This window comes from Sporosarcina sp. NPDC096371 (genome assembly GCF_044762865.1).
GTDB lineage: Bacteria > Bacillota > Bacilli > Bacillales_A > Planococcaceae > Sporosarcina.
Window position 1 is genome coordinate 396748 of sequence record NZ_JBIWFE010000001.1, and the last position, 16493, is coordinate 413240.

General features: G+C 43.8%; 17 protein-coding genes. 16 read left to right on the top strand and 1 reads right to left on the bottom strand.

From position 1 onward, the window contains the following. Positions 1–217: 217 nt before the first annotated feature. The 13 genes from gmk to spoVM all read left to right on the top strand — a co-directional run bounded on the left by gmk (position 218) and on the right by spoVM (position 13033). On the top strand, positions 218–835 hold the full coding sequence (gene gmk, locus ACIQ0H_RS01805) for a guanylate kinase (protein ID WP_403410055.1): 618 nt from the start codon (positions 218–220) through the stop codon (positions 833–835). A gap of 3 nt (positions 836–838) precedes the next feature. Further along, complete coding sequence (gene rpoZ, locus ACIQ0H_RS01810; protein WP_403410058.1) at positions 839–1063, top strand: DNA-directed RNA polymerase subunit omega; 225 nt, start codon at positions 839–841, stop codon at positions 1061–1063. 159 nt (positions 1064–1222) lie between these two features. Then, positions 1223–2440 (top strand): bifunctional phosphopantothenoylcysteine decarboxylase/phosphopantothenate--cysteine ligase CoaBC, encoded by a 1218-nt coding sequence (gene coaBC, locus ACIQ0H_RS01815; protein ID WP_403412306.1) that lies wholly within the window; start codon positions 1223–1225, stop codon positions 2438–2440. Further along, positions 2430–4841 (top strand): primosomal protein N', encoded by a 2412-nt coding sequence (gene priA, locus ACIQ0H_RS01820; protein ID WP_403412309.1) that lies wholly within the window; start codon positions 2430–2432, stop codon positions 4839–4841. Before coaBC ends, priA begins: the two co-directional genes overlap by 11 nt. A 137-nt stretch (positions 4842–4978) precedes the next feature. Further along, entirely contained in the window at positions 4979–5485 is a 507-nt protein-coding gene (gene def, locus ACIQ0H_RS01825; RefSeq protein ID WP_403410061.1) for a peptide deformylase, read from the top strand. Beyond that, entirely contained in the window at positions 5478–6419 is a 942-nt protein-coding gene (gene fmt, locus ACIQ0H_RS01830) for a methionyl-tRNA formyltransferase (RefSeq protein ID WP_403412312.1), read from the top strand. The genes def and fmt overlap by 8 nt, the downstream gene beginning before the upstream one ends. Next, positions 6416–7771 carry a 16S rRNA (cytosine(967)-C(5))-methyltransferase RsmB gene (gene rsmB, locus ACIQ0H_RS01835; RefSeq protein WP_403410064.1) on the top strand — a complete coding sequence of 452 codons (1356 nt, stop codon included), beginning with the start codon at positions 6416–6418 and terminating at the stop codon, positions 7769–7771. Before fmt ends, rsmB begins: the two co-directional genes overlap by 4 nt. A 127-nt stretch (positions 7772–7898) precedes the next feature. Next, positions 7899–8657 carry a Stp1/IreP family PP2C-type Ser/Thr phosphatase gene (locus ACIQ0H_RS01840; protein ID WP_403410067.1) on the top strand — a complete coding sequence of 253 codons (759 nt, stop codon included), beginning with the start codon at positions 7899–7901 and terminating at the stop codon, positions 8655–8657. Next, entirely contained in the window at positions 8654–10648 is a 1995-nt protein-coding gene (gene pknB, locus ACIQ0H_RS01845; protein WP_403410070.1) for a Stk1 family PASTA domain-containing Ser/Thr kinase, read from the top strand. The genes ACIQ0H_RS01840 and pknB overlap by 4 nt, the downstream gene beginning before the upstream one ends. 14 nt (positions 10649–10662) lie before the next feature. After that, entirely contained in the window at positions 10663–11556 is an 894-nt protein-coding gene (rsgA, locus tag ACIQ0H_RS01850; protein WP_403410073.1) for a ribosome small subunit-dependent GTPase A, read from the top strand. After that, the gene (gene rpe, locus ACIQ0H_RS01855) at positions 11549–12217 is read left to right on the top strand and encodes a ribulose-phosphate 3-epimerase (RefSeq protein WP_403410076.1); all 669 of its coding nucleotides are present in this window, start codon (positions 11549–11551) and stop codon (positions 12215–12217) included. The genes rsgA and rpe overlap by 8 nt, the downstream gene beginning before the upstream one ends. Continuing rightward, positions 12214–12867, top strand: a complete 654-nt coding sequence (locus ACIQ0H_RS01860) for a thiamine diphosphokinase (protein WP_403410079.1) — start codon at positions 12214–12216, stop codon at positions 12865–12867. Before rpe ends, ACIQ0H_RS01860 begins: the two co-directional genes overlap by 4 nt. Positions 12868–12880: 13 nt before the next feature. Further along, complete coding sequence (gene spoVM, locus ACIQ0H_RS01865) at positions 12881–13033, top strand: stage V sporulation protein SpoVM (protein WP_403410082.1); 153 nt, start codon at positions 12881–12883, stop codon at positions 13031–13033. An 80-nt stretch (positions 13034–13113) separates the two neighbouring features. On the opposite strand, the gene rpmB is transcribed toward spoVM, so the two are convergent. After that, positions 13114–13302 carry a 50S ribosomal protein L28 gene (gene rpmB, locus ACIQ0H_RS01870; RefSeq protein ID WP_403410085.1) on the bottom strand — a complete coding sequence of 63 codons (189 nt, stop codon included), beginning with the start codon at positions 13300–13302 and terminating at the stop codon, positions 13114–13116. Between the two features lie 331 nt (positions 13303–13633). Here rpmB and ACIQ0H_RS01875 point away from each other — a divergent pair, with 331 nt between their 5' ends. The 3 genes from ACIQ0H_RS01875 to sdaAB all read left to right on the top strand — a co-directional run bounded on the left by ACIQ0H_RS01875 (position 13634) and on the right by sdaAB (position 16485). Next, the gene (locus ACIQ0H_RS01875) at positions 13634–13996 is read left to right on the top strand and encodes an Asp23/Gls24 family envelope stress response protein (protein WP_403410088.1); all 363 of its coding nucleotides are present in this window, start codon (positions 13634–13636) and stop codon (positions 13994–13996) included. An 18-nt stretch (positions 13997–14014) separates the two neighbouring features. Continuing rightward, the gene (locus ACIQ0H_RS01880; RefSeq protein WP_403410091.1) at positions 14015–15682 is read left to right on the top strand and encodes a DAK2 domain-containing protein; all 1668 of its coding nucleotides are present in this window, start codon (positions 14015–14017) and stop codon (positions 15680–15682) included. Between the two features lie 140 nt (positions 15683–15822). Next, positions 15823–16485: an L-serine ammonia-lyase, iron-sulfur-dependent subunit beta gene (sdaAB, locus tag ACIQ0H_RS01885; protein ID WP_403410094.1), complete on the top strand. Its 663-nt coding sequence runs from the start codon at positions 15823–15825 to the stop codon at positions 16483–16485. The last annotated feature ends 8 nt before the right edge of the window (positions 16486–16493 follow it).

Consider the following 16493-nt stretch of genomic DNA (forward strand, 5'->3'; position numbering starts at 1 on the left):
GGTATGGTATAATACGAACAGATTGTTTTAACTTCGTTCGGCAAATGTTTTTGTACTGAAAGTGAAGTGTCAGCTACAGAAGTCTCCCTTACTGATAAGTGGAGAGTGTTTGTTGGAGGTAAATACGGCAATGTGCAATTGTGTGAACAATAATGGTGCCGACCCAAATCGTGGTCTGGCCCTAAGGTAAAGTAAACTAGATAAGAAGAGGGATTGCATGTACAAAAAACGTGGGCTTTTGATTGTTCTTTCCGGCCCTTCTGGCGTTGGGAAAGGGACAGTTCGCAAAGAGCTTTTTTCTCAACCTGATACGAATTATGAATATTCCATATCAATGACGACAAGAAGTCCGCGAGAAGGTGAAGTAGACGGCTCCGATTATTTCTTCAAGTCAAGAGCTGAGTTTGAGCAACTGATTGAAGAAGGAAAGTTGCTGGAATACGCGGAATATGTGGGCAATTATTACGGTACGCCACTCGATTATGTCAATGCAACACTGGATGCAGGGAGAGATGTATTCCTGGAAATCGAAGTGGTTGGGGCAGCGCAGGTCCGTGCCAAAGTTCCGGACGGACTTTTCATTTTCCTTGCACCTCCAAGTTTGTCGGAATTGGAAGATCGCCTTGTTGGTAGAGGTACTGAGGAAGCAGATGTCATCGCTACTCGAATCGCGAAAGCGCGTGAAGAGCTTGAAATGATGAATTTGTACGATTATGTTGTGGAAAATGACGAAGTTTCAAATGCCTGTGATCGGGTCAATGCGATTGTCTTAGCGGAACATTGTCGTAGAGAACGTGTAGAAAAACGCTACTTACTTATGTTGAAAGGGGAATAAACTATGTTAACACCATCACTGGATTCATTAAAAGAAAAGATCGATTCAAAATACACACTTGTTACACTTGCTTCAAAACGGGCACGCCAAATGCAAGAGGAAAAAACAAAGCTACTGGTTACCTACAAATCACACAAGAATGTTGGTAAAGCACTTGAAGAAGTAGCGGCAGGTGTCTTGTCGAAAGAAAAGCAGGACGATTCAATTATTTACGAGGATGAAGTGTAATAGGGATTTCCGACGTACGGGACGCACTAGTGCCGTTGTTGCCACAGGACGTGGCGAACTTAGTTGGCCAGCACTTTTCGAATTAAAATAGGTATATGTCATACTCCCTTAGAAACGATTTTTCTTTGGGAGTTTGTCATTTTAGAAAGGATGAGGACAGTGTTGTTGAACAAAAAAATCCTCCTTTGTGTAACCGGTGGAATCGCGGTCTATAAAGCTGTAGCACTTGTTAGTAAGTTATCGCAGGCGGGGGCAGAGGTGAAGGTCATTATGACGGAGTCGGCACAGCAATTTGTCACACCCCTGACTTTCCAAGCGATGTCCCGCAATGATGTATTTGTTGATACATTCGACGAAAAAGACTCTCGTGTGATCGCACATATCGATCTGGCCGACTGGGCGGATTTAGTCGTTGTGGCCCCTGCTACAGCGAATGTGATTGGTAAACTTGCGAATGGTATTGCTGATGATATGGTCACGACGACACTTTTAGCCACGACAGCAGAAGTGTGGATTGCACCTGCTATGAACGTCCATATGTATGAAAATAAAGCTGTTATCCGAAATATGACTACATTGCACGAGGATGGTTATCAATTCATTGAACCGTCTGAGGGCTTTTTGGCATGCGGTTATATAGGAAAAGGACGTTTGGAAGAACCAGAAAAAATTGTGGAATTGATAGCACAACGATTCACATCATCGAAAAATCTTCCGCTTTCAGGAAAAAAAGTCGTGATCACTGCAGGTCCGACCCGTGAACGGATTGACCCTGTACGCTATGTGTCGAATTTTTCGAGTGGTAAAATGGGCTATGCGATGGCGGAAGCTGCTGCTGCATTAGGAGCAGAAACCATACTTATTTCCGGTCCTGTTGGACTCGATAAGCCCGTTGGTATGACGGTGATTGATGTAGAAAGTGCGGCAGAGATGCTGGAAGCAGTGCGTACACACTTCGATGACGCAGATATCGTTGTCAAGTCAGCTGCTGTTGCGGATTATCGTCCGAAAGACATTCATCCGGAGAAGATGAAAAAGCAAGCAGGTGATTCAGTGATTGAACTTGAACGAACGACGGATATTTTAAGAACAATGGGTGGTATGAAGACCCACCAAATTCTTGTTGGCTTTGCCGCGGAAACGAACAATGCCGTTGGCTACGGAATGGGCAAATTAGAAAGTAAAAACTTAGATTATGTCATTGTCAATGATGTCACGGATCCAGCTGGAGGATTTGGCAGTGATACAAATGTTGTGACACTGCTATCCAAACGCGGCACGCATCAGCCTTTCCAAGCGATGGCGAAAACAGCATTGGCGAAAGTGCTATTTGAGGCCATTATTCAAGAAGAAAGTGAACAACTCAATGATCGCTGAGGTTATTGTTGATGTATCCGCGTATCCGATTGATCGGCCGTTCGATTATCTTGTTCCTGAAACAATGGCAGCGGTCATCGAGCGGGGTATCCGTGTGAAAGTACCTTTTGGGCCGAGAAAAGTATTGGGCTATGTAACGGCATTAAAAGAAGAGAGCGGACTTGATGTAGCCAAATTGAAGTCAATTGATGAATTGATTGATCTTGAGCCAGTGATTTCTGCTGAATTGCTGACCTTATCACGCTGGCTCGCAGTTCAGACACTGGCTTATGAAATTGATGCGCTCCAAGTCATGTTGCCGGCTGCGATGCGTGCGAAATATGAAAAGTTCATCGTTGTGGATGAACCGGAGAACATAGATGATGAGGATTTTCTTCGATTTCTGGCAGGACGACAACGGGTTTCGTTGAAAGAAGCCGATACGTTAGGTCTGTTGAACACAGTGAAACGTTTCGCTAAACAAGGCATTCTAACAGTCGACACGGCCGTCAATCAGAAAACAGCTGTGAAAAAAGTTCGGATGATTCAAATCGCAACCGAAGAGACGCTTCAAGCGTTACTCGATTCCATACAGTCCAATGCGAAAAAGCAAATTGAATTATTGCATTGGATGAAAGATCGTGCAGGTCAATCGATACTTGCCAAACAACTGATGGAGCAATCGGGCATCCAGACTGCTGTGCTAAAATCGGTGATTGAAAGAGGAGCTGCGACGGAAGAATACACCGAGGTGTACCGTGAACCGGAAGCTCCAAAGTTAAAAGATACAGCCATTCCAGTAGCATTAACTGGAGAACAACAAGTCGCCCTCGATGCAGTGAGACATGCTACGGATAACCGGAAAGCGGAAACGTTTCTCCTTCACGGCATAACGGGGAGTGGGAAAACAGAAGTGTATTTGCGGGCTATTAAACATGTGTTGGATCAAGGGCAGGAAGCCATCGTCCTTGTGCCAGAAATTTCGTTGACACCGCAAATGACGTCACGTTTTAAAGAACGCTTCGGTCCACTCGTCGCGGTGATGCACAGTGGGTTATCGGCTGGAGAGAAATACGATGAATGGCGAAAAATTCAACGGGGTGAAGTCAAGGTGGTCGTTGGTGCAAGATCAGCGATATTTGCCCCATTTGAAAATGTCGGCATCATTATTCTAGATGAAGAGCATGAATCGACTTATAAACAAGAAGATACGCCACGGTACCATGCGAGGGACGTTGCCATTAAGCGCTCGGAATACTATGGTTGTCCCGTTATTTTAGGCAGTGCTACGCCGTCATTGGAATCCTATGCAAGGGCTTCTAAAGGGGTCTATACATTGCTGACCTTGACAAGAAGGGCGAAAGACCAGGAACTTCCCGCAGTAACGGTCGTTGATATGCGCGAAGAATTAAAGAATGGGAATCGTTCGATGTTTTCTTTGCCATTGGCGGAAGCAGTTCGTATCCGCTTGGAGAAAGGAGAACAGACGGTTTTATTTCTCAATAAGCGTGGGTTTTCGTCATTCGTCTTGTGTAGGGACTGTGGAACGGTTGTTGAATGTCCGAACTGCGATATTTCCTTGACGTACCATCGTGCTAATGAACGGCTGAAATGTCATTATTGTGGCCATGAAGAACATGTACCCCTAGAATGTCCACAATGTGAAAGTGACTATATTCGATTCTTTGGAACAGGTACTCAAAAAGCACAAGAGGAAATTGCTAAACTGTTTCCGGAGGCACGTGTTATTCGGATGGATGTCGATACGACCAGACAAAAAGGTTCTCATGAGCGGCTGCTCAGGCAGTTCAGTGAAGGGAAAGCGGATATTTTACTCGGGACGCAAATGATTGCCAAAGGGCTGGATTTCCCGAACATTACGCTTGTCGGCGTACTGGCAGCAGATACAACGCTTCATCTGGCTGATTTCCGTGCTGCGGAAAAAACGTTTCAACTCATGACGCAAGTGAGTGGACGAGCGGGTCGTCACGAGTTGCCAGGTGAGGTGTTCATCCAAACCTATTCTCCAGAACATTACGCAATTGAGCTGGCAAAAGATCAGCATTATGAACCGTTCTACAATCTGGAGATGGCGGCGAGAAGACAATTTGGTTACCCACCATTTTACTTTGTGACACTTGTCCAGTTCACACATGAAGACTTGCTGAAAGTTGCTGACTTTGCGGATAAAGGAGCAAGGTTCTTAAAAGGGAACTTATCGCCGAACACGGTCATCATCGGCCCAACTGCGGCGGCCATTAGCCGTGTGAATAATAGATATCGTTACCAATGTTTGATAAAATACAAAAAAGAGCCGAAGTTGACAGAGACATTACAACAGCTCATTAAGTATTACCGGACGGACTGGATCAAAGCAGGTTTAACCATGACCGTTGATATGGAACCAGCGTCGATTTATTAATAATAAAATATATATTGGACGATTGATTCTATTTACTTTCCGGGGAAGGATGCAGTTCAATCCTTCCTTAAGCGCCGGGCGTTGTTGTAAGGATTCTTTAGTCCAATATATATAAGTAGAAGAAAAGAGGAATTGAATTGGCAATACGTAAAATCGTGGAGCATCCGGCACCGGTGCTCAAACAAATGTGTAAAGAAGTAGTGAAATTTGATAAGAAGCTTGCGAAGCTTTTGGATGATATGCATGACACAATGGTTGCGGCGGACGGCATTGGTCTCGCAGCACCGCAAATCGGCGAAGCAATCCGTGTCGCCATTGTCGATATGGGTGAAGGACAAGATGTCATTGAATTGGTCAACCCTGTCGTTACTGCCGTTGGAGGTTCTGAAATTGAAGTGGAAGGCTGTCTCAGTTTCCCAGGAATCTATGGTGAAGTAGAAAGACCATTTTTTGTTCGGGTGGAAGCACAAGAACGCGACGGTTCGTTGTACCAAATTGAAGCGGAAGATTATGAAGCCCGTGCCATTTTGCATGAAATTGATCATTTAAATGGCGTGTTATTCGATTCGAAAATTATCCGTATGGTAGATCCGTCTGAATTCGAAGAAATAGATGAAGAAGAGACGGTGAGTGACCATGACTAATATCGTCTTTATGGGGACGCCTGAATTTTCGGTGTCAGTCCTGACGATGCTACATAATGAAGGCCATACCATTTCAGCAGTCGTCACGCAACCGGACAGACCAGTCGGACGCAAGCGTGTTTTGACGCCTCCTCCAGTAAAAGTAGAGGCTCTTCGACTTGGTTTACCCATTATTCAGCCGGAAAAACTGAAGGGTTCTGCTGAACTAGAAGAAATTATTGCACTTAAACCAGATTTGATTGTGACTGCGGCATTCGGTCAGATTTTACCTAAGGCATTGTTAGAGGTTCCACGACTGGGTTGCATTAATGTTCATGCTTCCCTATTGCCAAAATACCGTGGCGGTGCACCTATCCATCAATCGATCATGGATGGGGAAAAGGAAACGGGCGTTACGATTATGTATATGGTTGAAAAACTGGATGCAGGCGACATTATTTCACAAATAGTTGTGCCGATCGAGGATACGGATCATACGGGACTTATGTTTGATGCATTGTCCGTGGCAGGAACACAGCTGCTAAAAGAAACACTTCCTTCTATACTAGATGGTACAAATCAGCAAATTGTTCAGGATGAATCACTCGTAACATTTGCTCGTAATATTTCACGTGAACAAGAACGGATTGATTGGTCAAAAGGCGGCAAGGCGATCTATGATCAAATTCGTGGACTGCATCCTTGGCCAGTGGCCTATACGTCCATTCAAGGTGAAAACGTCAAAGTATGGTGGGGCGAAAAGGTCGCTTCGCAGGAAAATGCAGAACCAGGTACGATTATTAAGATTGAACAAGACCGAATCATTGTCCAAGCGGGTGATGACGTCGCTATAGCCATAACTGATCTCCAACCAGCCGGGAAAAAGCGGATGCCGGCGGATGTATTTGTTCGTGGAACCGGATCGAAATGGAACGAAGGAGACCGATTTGAATGAATACTAGACCGAAAAAGAAAATCTGGAACGGCAATGTCCGTGACGCAGCACTATCCATTTTGATGGAAATCAATAATAACCAAGCATATAGCAATTTATTGCTTCACCGAACGATTGAAAAATATGGTATTGAAACGAAAGACCGTGGTTTATTGACGGAATTGACGTACGGTACGTTGCAACATCGCATGGCGCTCGATTATTATCTTGAACCTTTTGTTCGTGGTAAATTGGACGGTTGGGTACGGGAATTACTGAGAATGTCACTGTATCAGATTGTTTACCTAACGAAAATCCCGCCGCATGCCGTAGTTCATGAAGCGGTAGAAATTGCGAAAAGACGAGGGCATAAACGCATTGCGCCAACGGTCAACGGAATTCTTCGTTCTGTATTGCGCAAAGGTGTTCGTTCACTGGACGACATGGCGGATGGTATAGCCAAGACGGCTATTGAAACGAGTCATCCGGAATGGCTTATAAAGCGTTGGAGCGAGCAGTTCGGTGTAGAGGAAGCGACAATTATGGCGCATGAGAACAATAATCCGCCAGCGATGACAGTTCGCGTCAACACGTCAAAAGCGACAGTAGCTGAAGTGATAGCTTCTCTTGAATCGGAAGGTATCGAAGTAAGGGTTGGGGAAGTTGTTCCGGAGTGCATCATTTCCATAAACAGCAATCCAGCGAGCACAGCAGCCTATAAAAAAGGACTTATTACCATACAAGATGAAAGCTCCATGCTTCCGGTATTGGCATTGGATGTACTGCCTGGTATGAAAGTACTTGATATGTGTGCAGCTCCAGGCGGGAAAACGACCCATATTGCCGAGAAGATGAACAATACAGGTGAAGTGTTTGCGCATGATATTCATGAACATAAACTGGCGCTTATTGAATCGAATGCGACCCGCCTTGGTCTGACATCTATTCAAGCAAAAAGTGGGGATAGCCGGAAGTTGACGGAACTGTACGCTACGGCATCCTTCGATCGTATTCTTGTTGATGCACCATGTAGTGGTCTTGGTGTTATTCGTCGGAAACCTGAGATTAAATACAATAAAACGGAAGCCGATTTTACTGGTCTGACAAAAATTCAATCAGATCTTCTTGACACAGCACGTGAATTGATCAAACCAGACGGTATTATCGTCTATAGTACCTGTACAGTGGAGTATACTGAAAATCGCGGGATGGTGGAACAGTTTCTAGCACGTCATGAGGATATGGAAAAGATTCCTTTGGCGCAATTGGAAAAACTGGATAAATTGGCGATTGAGAACGACACGCTTCAAGTGCTACCACAACATTTTGGAGGCGATGGCTTTTTTGTCGCAGCATTTCGTAAAAAACACTAAATTGACTATGTGTATATGTTGAGCGAGGCACCTTAAAAGAGGGGCCTCCCACGGTAGTGGGTTCAATAAATCATTTTATTTTTACTTATTTCTTAGAAGATTTGAAGCAAACAAGGGGGGATGGACGTTGCGATTCGAAATCTTATCGGATGTGGGTAGGAAAAGGACGGTCAATGAAGATAGTGCAGCCGTTTTTACACTTCCAAATGGTATCATCCTTGCAGTCATTGCAGATGGTATGGGTGGGCATCTTGGAGGAGATTATGCAAGTTCGACAGCCATTCAAGTGATTGGTGAACATTTTATGGAGTTGAATAGTGCCGACTTTGAGGAAGAGCAGCACTGGGCAGAATGGCTTCGGGAGGTTGTCAATCACGTCAACAGACTACTTTATACGGAAGCTAATGAAAATGAAGACCTAAAGGGAATGGGCACGACATTAGAGGCGGCACTTATTAGGGGGCGCACATGTTTGGTTTCCCATACAGGCGATAGCCGCGTCTATGCAATCAATGACAATGGAATTCGCCAAGTTACGCGTGATCATTCCTACGTTAATGTACTGCTAGACAGTGGGGAAATTACTGAGGAAGAAGCGGCAGTTCATCCCCAACGGAATTGGATTATGAAGGCGATTGGATCTGAAAAGACCATTGAACCTGATCTATATTCCATTGAGTTAAATGATCGATCCTATTTGCTATTATGCACAGATGGTCTGAGTAATAAGGTCGACCAGCAGCTTATGCGTGAAGTGGTCCTATCGGATGCAGCATTACATGATAAGGCAAAGCAACTTGTGGATTTAGCAAATAAAATGGGTGGGGAAGATAATATTTCCGTTATTTTGATAGATTCTACCGAAGTGGAGGTGAAGAATCCGTGATTGGAAGTAGAATCGGAGAACGTTACGAAATACTTAAAAGCATTGGTGACGGGGGAATGTCGAAGGTCTATCTGGCGCATGACATGATCCTGAATCGTGATGTAGCGATTAAAGTCCTGAACTATGACTTTGCTAATGAAGAAGAGTTGAAGCGTAGATTTCAAAGGGAAGCGCTATCTGCAACAAGTCTAACACATCCGCATATCGTCGATATTTTCGATGTCGGTGAAGAGGGTGAACTTCTTTATCTGGTTATGGAGTATGTGGAAGGACAGACGTTGAAAAAGTTCATTCAATCGCATGGCCCATTAGCACCGAAACAAGCATTACCGATTATGAGACAGCTCGTTTCGGCTATTTCAAATGCGCATCATAATGGGATTGTTCACCGCGATATTAAACCGCAGAATATTTTAATGGATGCAGATGGGAATTTGAAAATTACTGATTTCGGGATTGCGATGGCCTTGAGTGCGACGGCTCATACGAAAACAAACTCAGTGATTGGTACGGTTCATTATTTATCGCCTGAACAGGCACGCGGTGGAATGGCGACGAAGAAGTCGGATATCTATTCACTAGGTATTGTTTTTTACGAATTGTTGACGGGAGAGTTGCCGTTTTCGGCAGAAACAGCTGTTGCGATTGCGTTGAAACATTTACAGGAAGAAACGCCTTCAGTTCGAGAACTATTCCCGTCGGTTCCGCAAAGTGTTGAAAACATCATTTTGAAGGCGACGGCGAAAGATGCTACACATCGTTACCGTTCGGCGGATGAGATGTATGAAGATTTACTGACAGCGCTGTCACAGGAACGGGTAAATGAAAAGAAATTCAGCGTGCCATACGATGATGATCGGACGCGTAGTATACCAATTGTCAAAAATACAGCCAAATTCGACAACGTTGAACCACCAAAGAAAGAACCGATTGTTGTTGAACCACCGCAAGCACCCGTTAAAAAACGTAAGAAGTGGCCATTCATTGTAGGTGGAATCGCTGGTGTGGTCGTCTTAATCCTTCTTTTGTTGCTATTGCCAATTCTATTAGGCCCTAAAAAAGAAGTCGTTCCGGATGTTGCGGGAGAAGATGTTACAAAAGCGGTAGATATGCTAGTAGAAAAAGGATTTAAGGTGGAAGAAACAAAAGAAGAGCCATCTGAAGAATTTGAGAGTGGGAAAGTCATTCGCACAGTCCCAGAAGCGGAAAAGAAACGAGATGTCGGTTCTCCTATCACGATATATGTGAGTTCGGGGAAAGATACGGTAGAGTTTAACGGTTATATGGACAGGGATTATGAGCAAGTGGCAGACTTCCTGGCCAACCAAGGTTTCAATGTGATGGAACCAATTGAAAAGTTTTCGGATAAAGATCCTGGCACCATTTTGGATCAGGATCCGACAGAGGGTACTGAAGTTGTACCGGAAGAAACCGATGTCTTATTTACGGTAAGTAAAGGAAAAGCCCCGCAGAAACTTGGTAATCTAAGAGGGTTCAATAAAGAAGAACTTGATAACTATGCAGCCACATCTGGTATCGACATCAGAATTGTCAGTGAAGAATTTTCATCTACCGTAGCCGCCGGGGAAGTGATTCGGCAAAAACCTAGACAGGGGACCGACATGAAGGCTGGTGAACATGTCGAGGTTACTGTGTCAAAAGGGGAAGAGAAAAAACCTGATAAGGTCTTTTTCCATACTGTGACAATCGAATATAAACCTGAAGTGATAAATAGTGATGGCGATGAAGTGGATGAGGATGGAAATTGGGTACAACCGGAACCACCTGTGCTAGTCCCTCAAGAGATCAAAATTTATGTTCAGGATAAGTCGAATTCGATTGATAAACCTGTTGAAGAGTTCACCATTACGGAGAACGCGGTGAAAACGATCAAGGTTGAACTGGAAGATGGGCAGTCCGGAGCCTATATGATTAAGAGAGATGGCAAAATAATTGCCGAGGTACCGGTTAAATACAGTGACGCCAACTAGAAAGAAGGTATTGGATGCCAGAGGGACAAATTAGAAAAGCGATTAGTGGATTTTATTATGTGGAACAAGATGGGGAATTGATTCAATGTAAGAGTCGGGGGGTATTCAGAAACCGTGGGATTCACCCCCTTGTTGGAGATTTTGTGACCTTTGTACCTGATGGCGATAATGATGCGCTGATTACGGTTGTCCATGAACGGCGCAATGAGCTTGTGCGCCCGCCGATTTCTAATATTGACCAGGCGCTGCTGGTATTTTCGATGGTAGAGCCTGCATTTAGCCCGCATTTATTGGATCGATTTCTTGTAGTTGTTGAATCGTATGGTGTGACACCGGTGATTTGCCTGACAAAGAAAGATCTCGCGAATGACAAGGAATTAGAGAAAGTAGCAGAAGCAGCTGCTTATTACAAAAAAATCGGGTATGATGTTATCGAAACATTTATTGATGATGATTCTCTATCTGATACGCTCCAACCGTATTTGGAGGGCAAGACAACTGTTTTAGCGGGGCAGTCGGGTGTCGGTAAATCGACTATGCTAAACACTGTGCTGCCGAAGCTGGCATTGAAAACCGGTGTGATTTCGGAAGCCCTTGGTCGTGGAAAGCACACAACACGCCATGTGGAACTACTTGAGGTTGCTGGGGGATTGGTTGCGGATACACCGGGATTTAGTTCGCTCGAATTCGATCATATCGAGAAGGAACAATTGTCTCATTACTTCATTGATATGGATGAGGCGTCTGCGGGGTGTAAGTTCCGGGGATGTCTTCATATGAAAGAACCAAAGTGTGCGGTGAAAGAGCAAGTGGAGACCGGCGAAATGCCGCGTCACCGCTATGAGAACTACTTGCAATTTATGCAAGAAATACTAGACAGGAAGCCGAGGTATAATAAACATGATTAAAATAGCACCTTCCATTTTAGCAGCAGATTTTTCAAAACTTGCCGACGAGGTAAGAGAAGTAGAAGCAGCGGGAGCTGAACTCATTCATATCGACGTGATGGATGGCCATTTCGTTCCGAATATTACAATGGGACCAATTGTTGTTGAAGCACTTAGACCAGTGACAAAATTACCGTTAGATGTCCATTTGATGATTAGCAACCCTGATGCCTATATTGAACAGTTTGCGAAGGCTGGGGCAGATTATATCACGGTTCACGTTGAAGCTTGCCCGCATTTACACCGTACACTGCAATTGATTAAATCATTTGGTGTAAAATCAGGTGTTGTGTTGAACCCGCATACACCGATTGAAACGATCCAACACGTTCTTGAGGAAGTAGACATGGTGTTGTTTATGACGGTAAATCCTGGATTTGGTGGTCAGAAATTCATCCATTCGGTTCTTCCAAAAGTGAAACAACTTTCGGATATTATTCGTGAACGTAATTTGCCGATTGAAATTGAAATTGATGGTGGCGTCAACGAAGAAACAATTATTCCTTGTGTTGAAGCAGGGGCAACAATCCTTGTTGCTGGATCGGCTGTTTTCAATGCACCAGACCGTGCGGAAGCTTTACAGCGCATTAAGTTAGCTGGTGAAGGTGCGCTAGTAAAATGACGCTTGCCGTCATTTGTGCAGGGGGACCAAAATCGGAAATTGTGGATATGACGGAATTTCTACAAGACGACACGGTTTTCATTGGTGCGGACAGAGGGGCCTTACACCTGTTGCAACAAGGAATTACCCCGCATGAAGCTGTCGGTGATTTCGATTCGGTTACAATGAGTGAATACGATCAAATTGCGGCAGTGGTTCGTAAAGTTGGACGGTTTCGTTCAGAAAAAAATGAAACCGACACAGAACTTGCTGTCGACTGTGCGCTTGCGTATCATCCTGATCGAGTGATTTTAACAGGAGTAACAGGAGGAAGGCTGGATCATATGGAATCCGCCCTTCACCTGTTGTACCGGCTTCAAATGACCCATCATCAGACGGCATTTTCGATACGTAATACGTCAAATGAGTTATCCATCCTTCCTCCAGGTGTACATGAGTGTGTACGGAACGAACGTTTCCCTTATGTATCTTTTTTTCCTTTCGGTGGGGATGTTTGCGGGTTAACTCTTTCCGGTTTTAAATACGAAACGGTAGATGCTTCGCTAAAAACAGGAATGACTCGATTCACAAGTAATGAACCTGCTGCAGAAGTCTGTACTATCTCCTTCCATACCGGCATATGCTTAATGGTAAGGAGTTCAGATTCCTGAAAGGAGTGGGGAATTGCGCGTTTATACATTTACGATGCCGAAAGTTGTGAGTGGTCTTGTCCGGAAGTGTTTGGTTGTTTTTCAAAAAGAGGGGCCGTCAAAAGCGACGGCAAGTAATAGTAGTAGTAGAACCAAGAAAAAGAAAAAAGAAAAAACACCAGGCTGAAGCAATTTCAGCCTGGTGTTTTATTTCTCGTTCATATCTAGCTGTAAGACTCTAAAAAAGTTTCTTACAGTTATCAAGAATTAAACGCGTTGAACTTTACCAGATTTAAGGGCTCTTGCAGAAACCCATACACGTTTAGGTTTGCCGTCAACGAGAATACGGACTTTTTGAAGGTTCGCACCCCATGTACGTTTGCTTGAGTTCATTGCGTGTGAACGGTTGTTTCCCGCACGGGCTTTGCGTCCTGAAATAACACATACTTTAGCCATAGTTAGTACCTCCTTGCGAATGATGATTAAGCGATTTACTTGTTATTCGCATACCATAATAATGTATCATATGATAAACTGTGTTGCAACCTTTTTTACGACATCTTTCAAGGTAATTACCTTTACACGTTTTTTATTGTATAGGAAATTATAAAATTTCGTGCTGTGGATAAGTTACGACACAGGGATTTTGCGTCTAGGCTCCGGCACTTTTATTCTTCAATACGATATTGAAGTGTATATGTTTGATTGAAGGAATGCTTTCTTTTATTATTATTGCAGATATAGTACAATAGGTGTAAGTGTGAAAAGATGCAAGGGGGATCTACTCATGTCAATTGAAGTGAAAAATGAATACGGCAAAATCGATATTACAAATGACGTTATTGCTCAAGTAGTTGGCGAAGCGGCGATTGAATGTTACGGGATTGTTGGCATGGCTTCAAGACATCAGATTCGGGATGGACTTACGGAAATTCTTCGAAAAGAAAGCTTTTCCCGCGGAGTTATCGTTCGTAACGTTGGGGAAGATACACATATCGATATGTATGTTGTTGTAGGATACGGTACTAAGATCTCAGAAGTAGCTTACCAAGTTCAATCAAAGGTCAAGTATACATTAAAAAAGACAGTTGGTATGACTGTCAAATCTATCAATATTTTCGTCCAGGGAGTCCGAGTGACCAACCTGTAGAAGGAGGAAGTAATTTTAATGAAGTCCATTGATGGTTTAAAGTTTGCTGAAATGATAAAGATGGGTGCTCACCACCTTTACCAAAATGCCGACTATGTCGATTCGTTGAACGTTTTTCCAGTGCCAGATGGTGATACAGGTACAAATATGAATTTGTCCATGTCATCAGGTGCTAAGGAAACGGAAGAAAACGCTGTTGCCCACTTGGGTCAGACTGCGCACGCATTATCGAAAGGTTTGCTGATGGGGGCGCGTGGTAATTCAGGTGTCATCCTTTCACAGCTATTCCGTGGATTTGGGAAATCAGTCGAAGATGAGGCTATTGTAGATGGTAAGCAATTTGCAGCCGCTTTAAAATATGGTGTAGAAACGGCTTATAAAGCGGTTATGAAGCCAGTTGAAGGAACAATATTAACGGTTGCGAAGGATGCTGCAAATGTCGGTGTAGAAAAAGCTACGACGACCGATGATATCATCGAAGTCTTGGAAGCGATAGTAGAAGAATCGAAAGCCTCACTTGAACGGACTCCGGACTTATTGGCTGTCTTAAAAGAAGTTGGCGTTGTCGATAGTGGTGGTCAAGGTCTCGTTTATGTATACGAGGGCTTTTTAGCATGCCTAAAAGGTGAGGAACTCCCGGAAAGAACAATTGTCGGATCAATGGATGATCTTGTGAACGCTGAGCACCACCGTAGCGTACAAGGATTTATGAATACGGAAGATATTGAATTTGGCTATTGCACAGAATTCATGGTGCAATTCGAAGCTGATAAATTAGCAACAAATCCATATGATGAATCTAATTTCCGCCAGGCTTTGAGTCAATTTGGTGATTCGCTACTTGTCATTTCTGATGAGGAAGTTGCAAAAGTACATATTCATACAGAAGAACCGGGTGATGCACTGAATTACGGTCAACAATTCGGTTCACTTATCAAGATTAAAATTGAAAATATGCGTGAACAACATATTGAAATCGTCGGTGAAAATTATTCGACACAAAACACGACGAAAAAAGAAGTTGTTACACACCCATATGCAGTTGTCACAGTTGCGATGGGGGCTGGCATTGCTGATTTGTTGAGAAGTGTTGGCGCATCTGCCGTTATTGAGGGCGGACAAACCATGAATCCATCAACTGAGGATATCGTCAAGGCGATTAAGGAAGTCGGCGCAGAACGCGTCCTAATCTTGCCGAATAATAAAAACATCATCATGGCTGCTGAACAAGCGGCTGAAGTGGTCGGAATTGAAGCGGCTGTTGTGCCTACTAAGACTGTACCGGAAGGACTCGCGGCTATCTTGGCATTCAACCCGGAAGCTGAAGTGACTGCGAATGCTAGTGCAATGACGGAAGCGGCATCGTTTGTCAAAACCGGACAAGTTACGCATGCTGTGCGAGATACGTCTATTGATGGCGTAGACATTAAAAAAGATGACTTCATGGGTATTTCAGGCGGCAAGATTATGATTTCAACGCCTTCACTTGATGAAGCGATGAAGACACTACTTGCATCCCTCATTGATGAAGACGATGAAATTGTCACGATTTTATATGGTGAAGATGTAAGCAAAGAACAAGCATCCTCTATGGTGAATTATGTAGAGAATAATTTCAGCCATGCAGAGGTTGAATTGTATAACGGGAAACAGCCGTTATATCCCTATATCATTTCAGTCGAATAATCGTTATGTCAGCAGTACGCCGTGTTTTCGGTGTACTGCTTCTTTTATAATGAAATTGGAAAACAACATTTTTTGTTTTAAAGTATTTATTCGTGTAAAATGAATAAGAGCATTACTTCATCTTAAAGGGGATATTCACTATGAAATATAGATCCGTTTTTGAAATCATTGGGCCTGTCATGATAGGACCGTCTTCTTCACATACTGCCGGCGCAGCGCGCATTGGCCGTGTCGCACGGACACTTTTTGGACGACAACCAGAATGGGCTCGGATACATCTCTATGGTTCATTCGCAGAAACGTATAAAGGTCATGGGACAGATGTTGCAATCATCGGGGGATTGCTAGACTATGATACTTTCGATGAACGTATCAAAACGGCGTTTACTGAAGCAAAGCAGCTTGGCATGACTTTTGAATTTATTGCAGAAGAGGAAGAAGCAATCCATCCGAACACGGCGCGACTTGTCATTGGAGACAGCCAAGGGACGATGGAACTGACTGGGATTTCGATCGGTGGGGGAACGATGGAAGTTGTCGATTTAAATGGTTTCCCGTTAAGATTGTCAGGGCATTATCCTGCACTTCTCGTTGTTCACGATGACCGTTCTGGTGTTATTGCAAACGTTTCCAATGTGATTGCGATGCAGGGTATGAACATCGCGCATATGGAAGTGGGGCGGAAAGAAAAAGGGGAAATGGCACTGATGGTGATTGAAGTCGATCAGATGATTGATGAAACGTTACTTAATGAATTGCAAGCATTGCCCCATGTTACACAAGTTTCAACGTTAGCGAATTAAGGAGGAAC

Bases quoted from the DNA above. Each gene is read 5' to 3' on its own strand.
- gmk (WP_403410055.1), top strand. From the start codon at position 218: ATGTACAAAAAACGTGGGCTTTTGATTGTTCTTTCCGGCCCTTCTGGC.
- rpoZ (WP_403410058.1), top strand. From the start codon at position 839: ATGTTAACACCATCACTGGATTCATTAAAAGAAAAGATCGATTCAAAA.
- priA (WP_403412309.1), top strand. From the start codon at position 2,430: ATGATCGCTGAGGTTATTGTTGATGTATCCGCGTATCCGATTGATCGG.
- fmt (WP_403412312.1), top strand. From the start codon at position 5,478: ATGACTAATATCGTCTTTATGGGGACGCCTGAATTTTCGGTGTCAGTC.
- rsmB (WP_403410064.1), top strand. From the start codon at position 6,416: ATGAATACTAGACCGAAAAAGAAAATCTGGAACGGCAATGTCCGTGAC.
- rsgA (WP_403410073.1), top strand. From the start codon at position 10,663: ATGCCAGAGGGACAAATTAGAAAAGCGATTAGTGGATTTTATTATGTG.
- rpe (WP_403410076.1), top strand. From the start codon at position 11,549: ATGATTAAAATAGCACCTTCCATTTTAGCAGCAGATTTTTCAAAACTT.
- ACIQ0H_RS01860 (WP_403410079.1), top strand. From the start codon at position 12,214: ATGACGCTTGCCGTCATTTGTGCAGGGGGACCAAAATCGGAAATTGTG.
- rpmB (WP_403410085.1), bottom strand. From the start codon at position 13,302: ATGGCTAAAGTATGTGTTATTTCAGGACGCAAAGCCCGTGCGGGAAAC.
- ACIQ0H_RS01875 (WP_403410088.1), top strand. From the start codon at position 13,634: ATGTCAATTGAAGTGAAAAATGAATACGGCAAAATCGATATTACAAAT.
- ACIQ0H_RS01880 (WP_403410091.1), top strand. From the start codon at position 14,015: ATGAAGTCCATTGATGGTTTAAAGTTTGCTGAAATGATAAAGATGGGT.
- sdaAB (WP_403410094.1), top strand. From the start codon at position 15,823: ATGAAATATAGATCCGTTTTTGAAATCATTGGGCCTGTCATGATAGGA.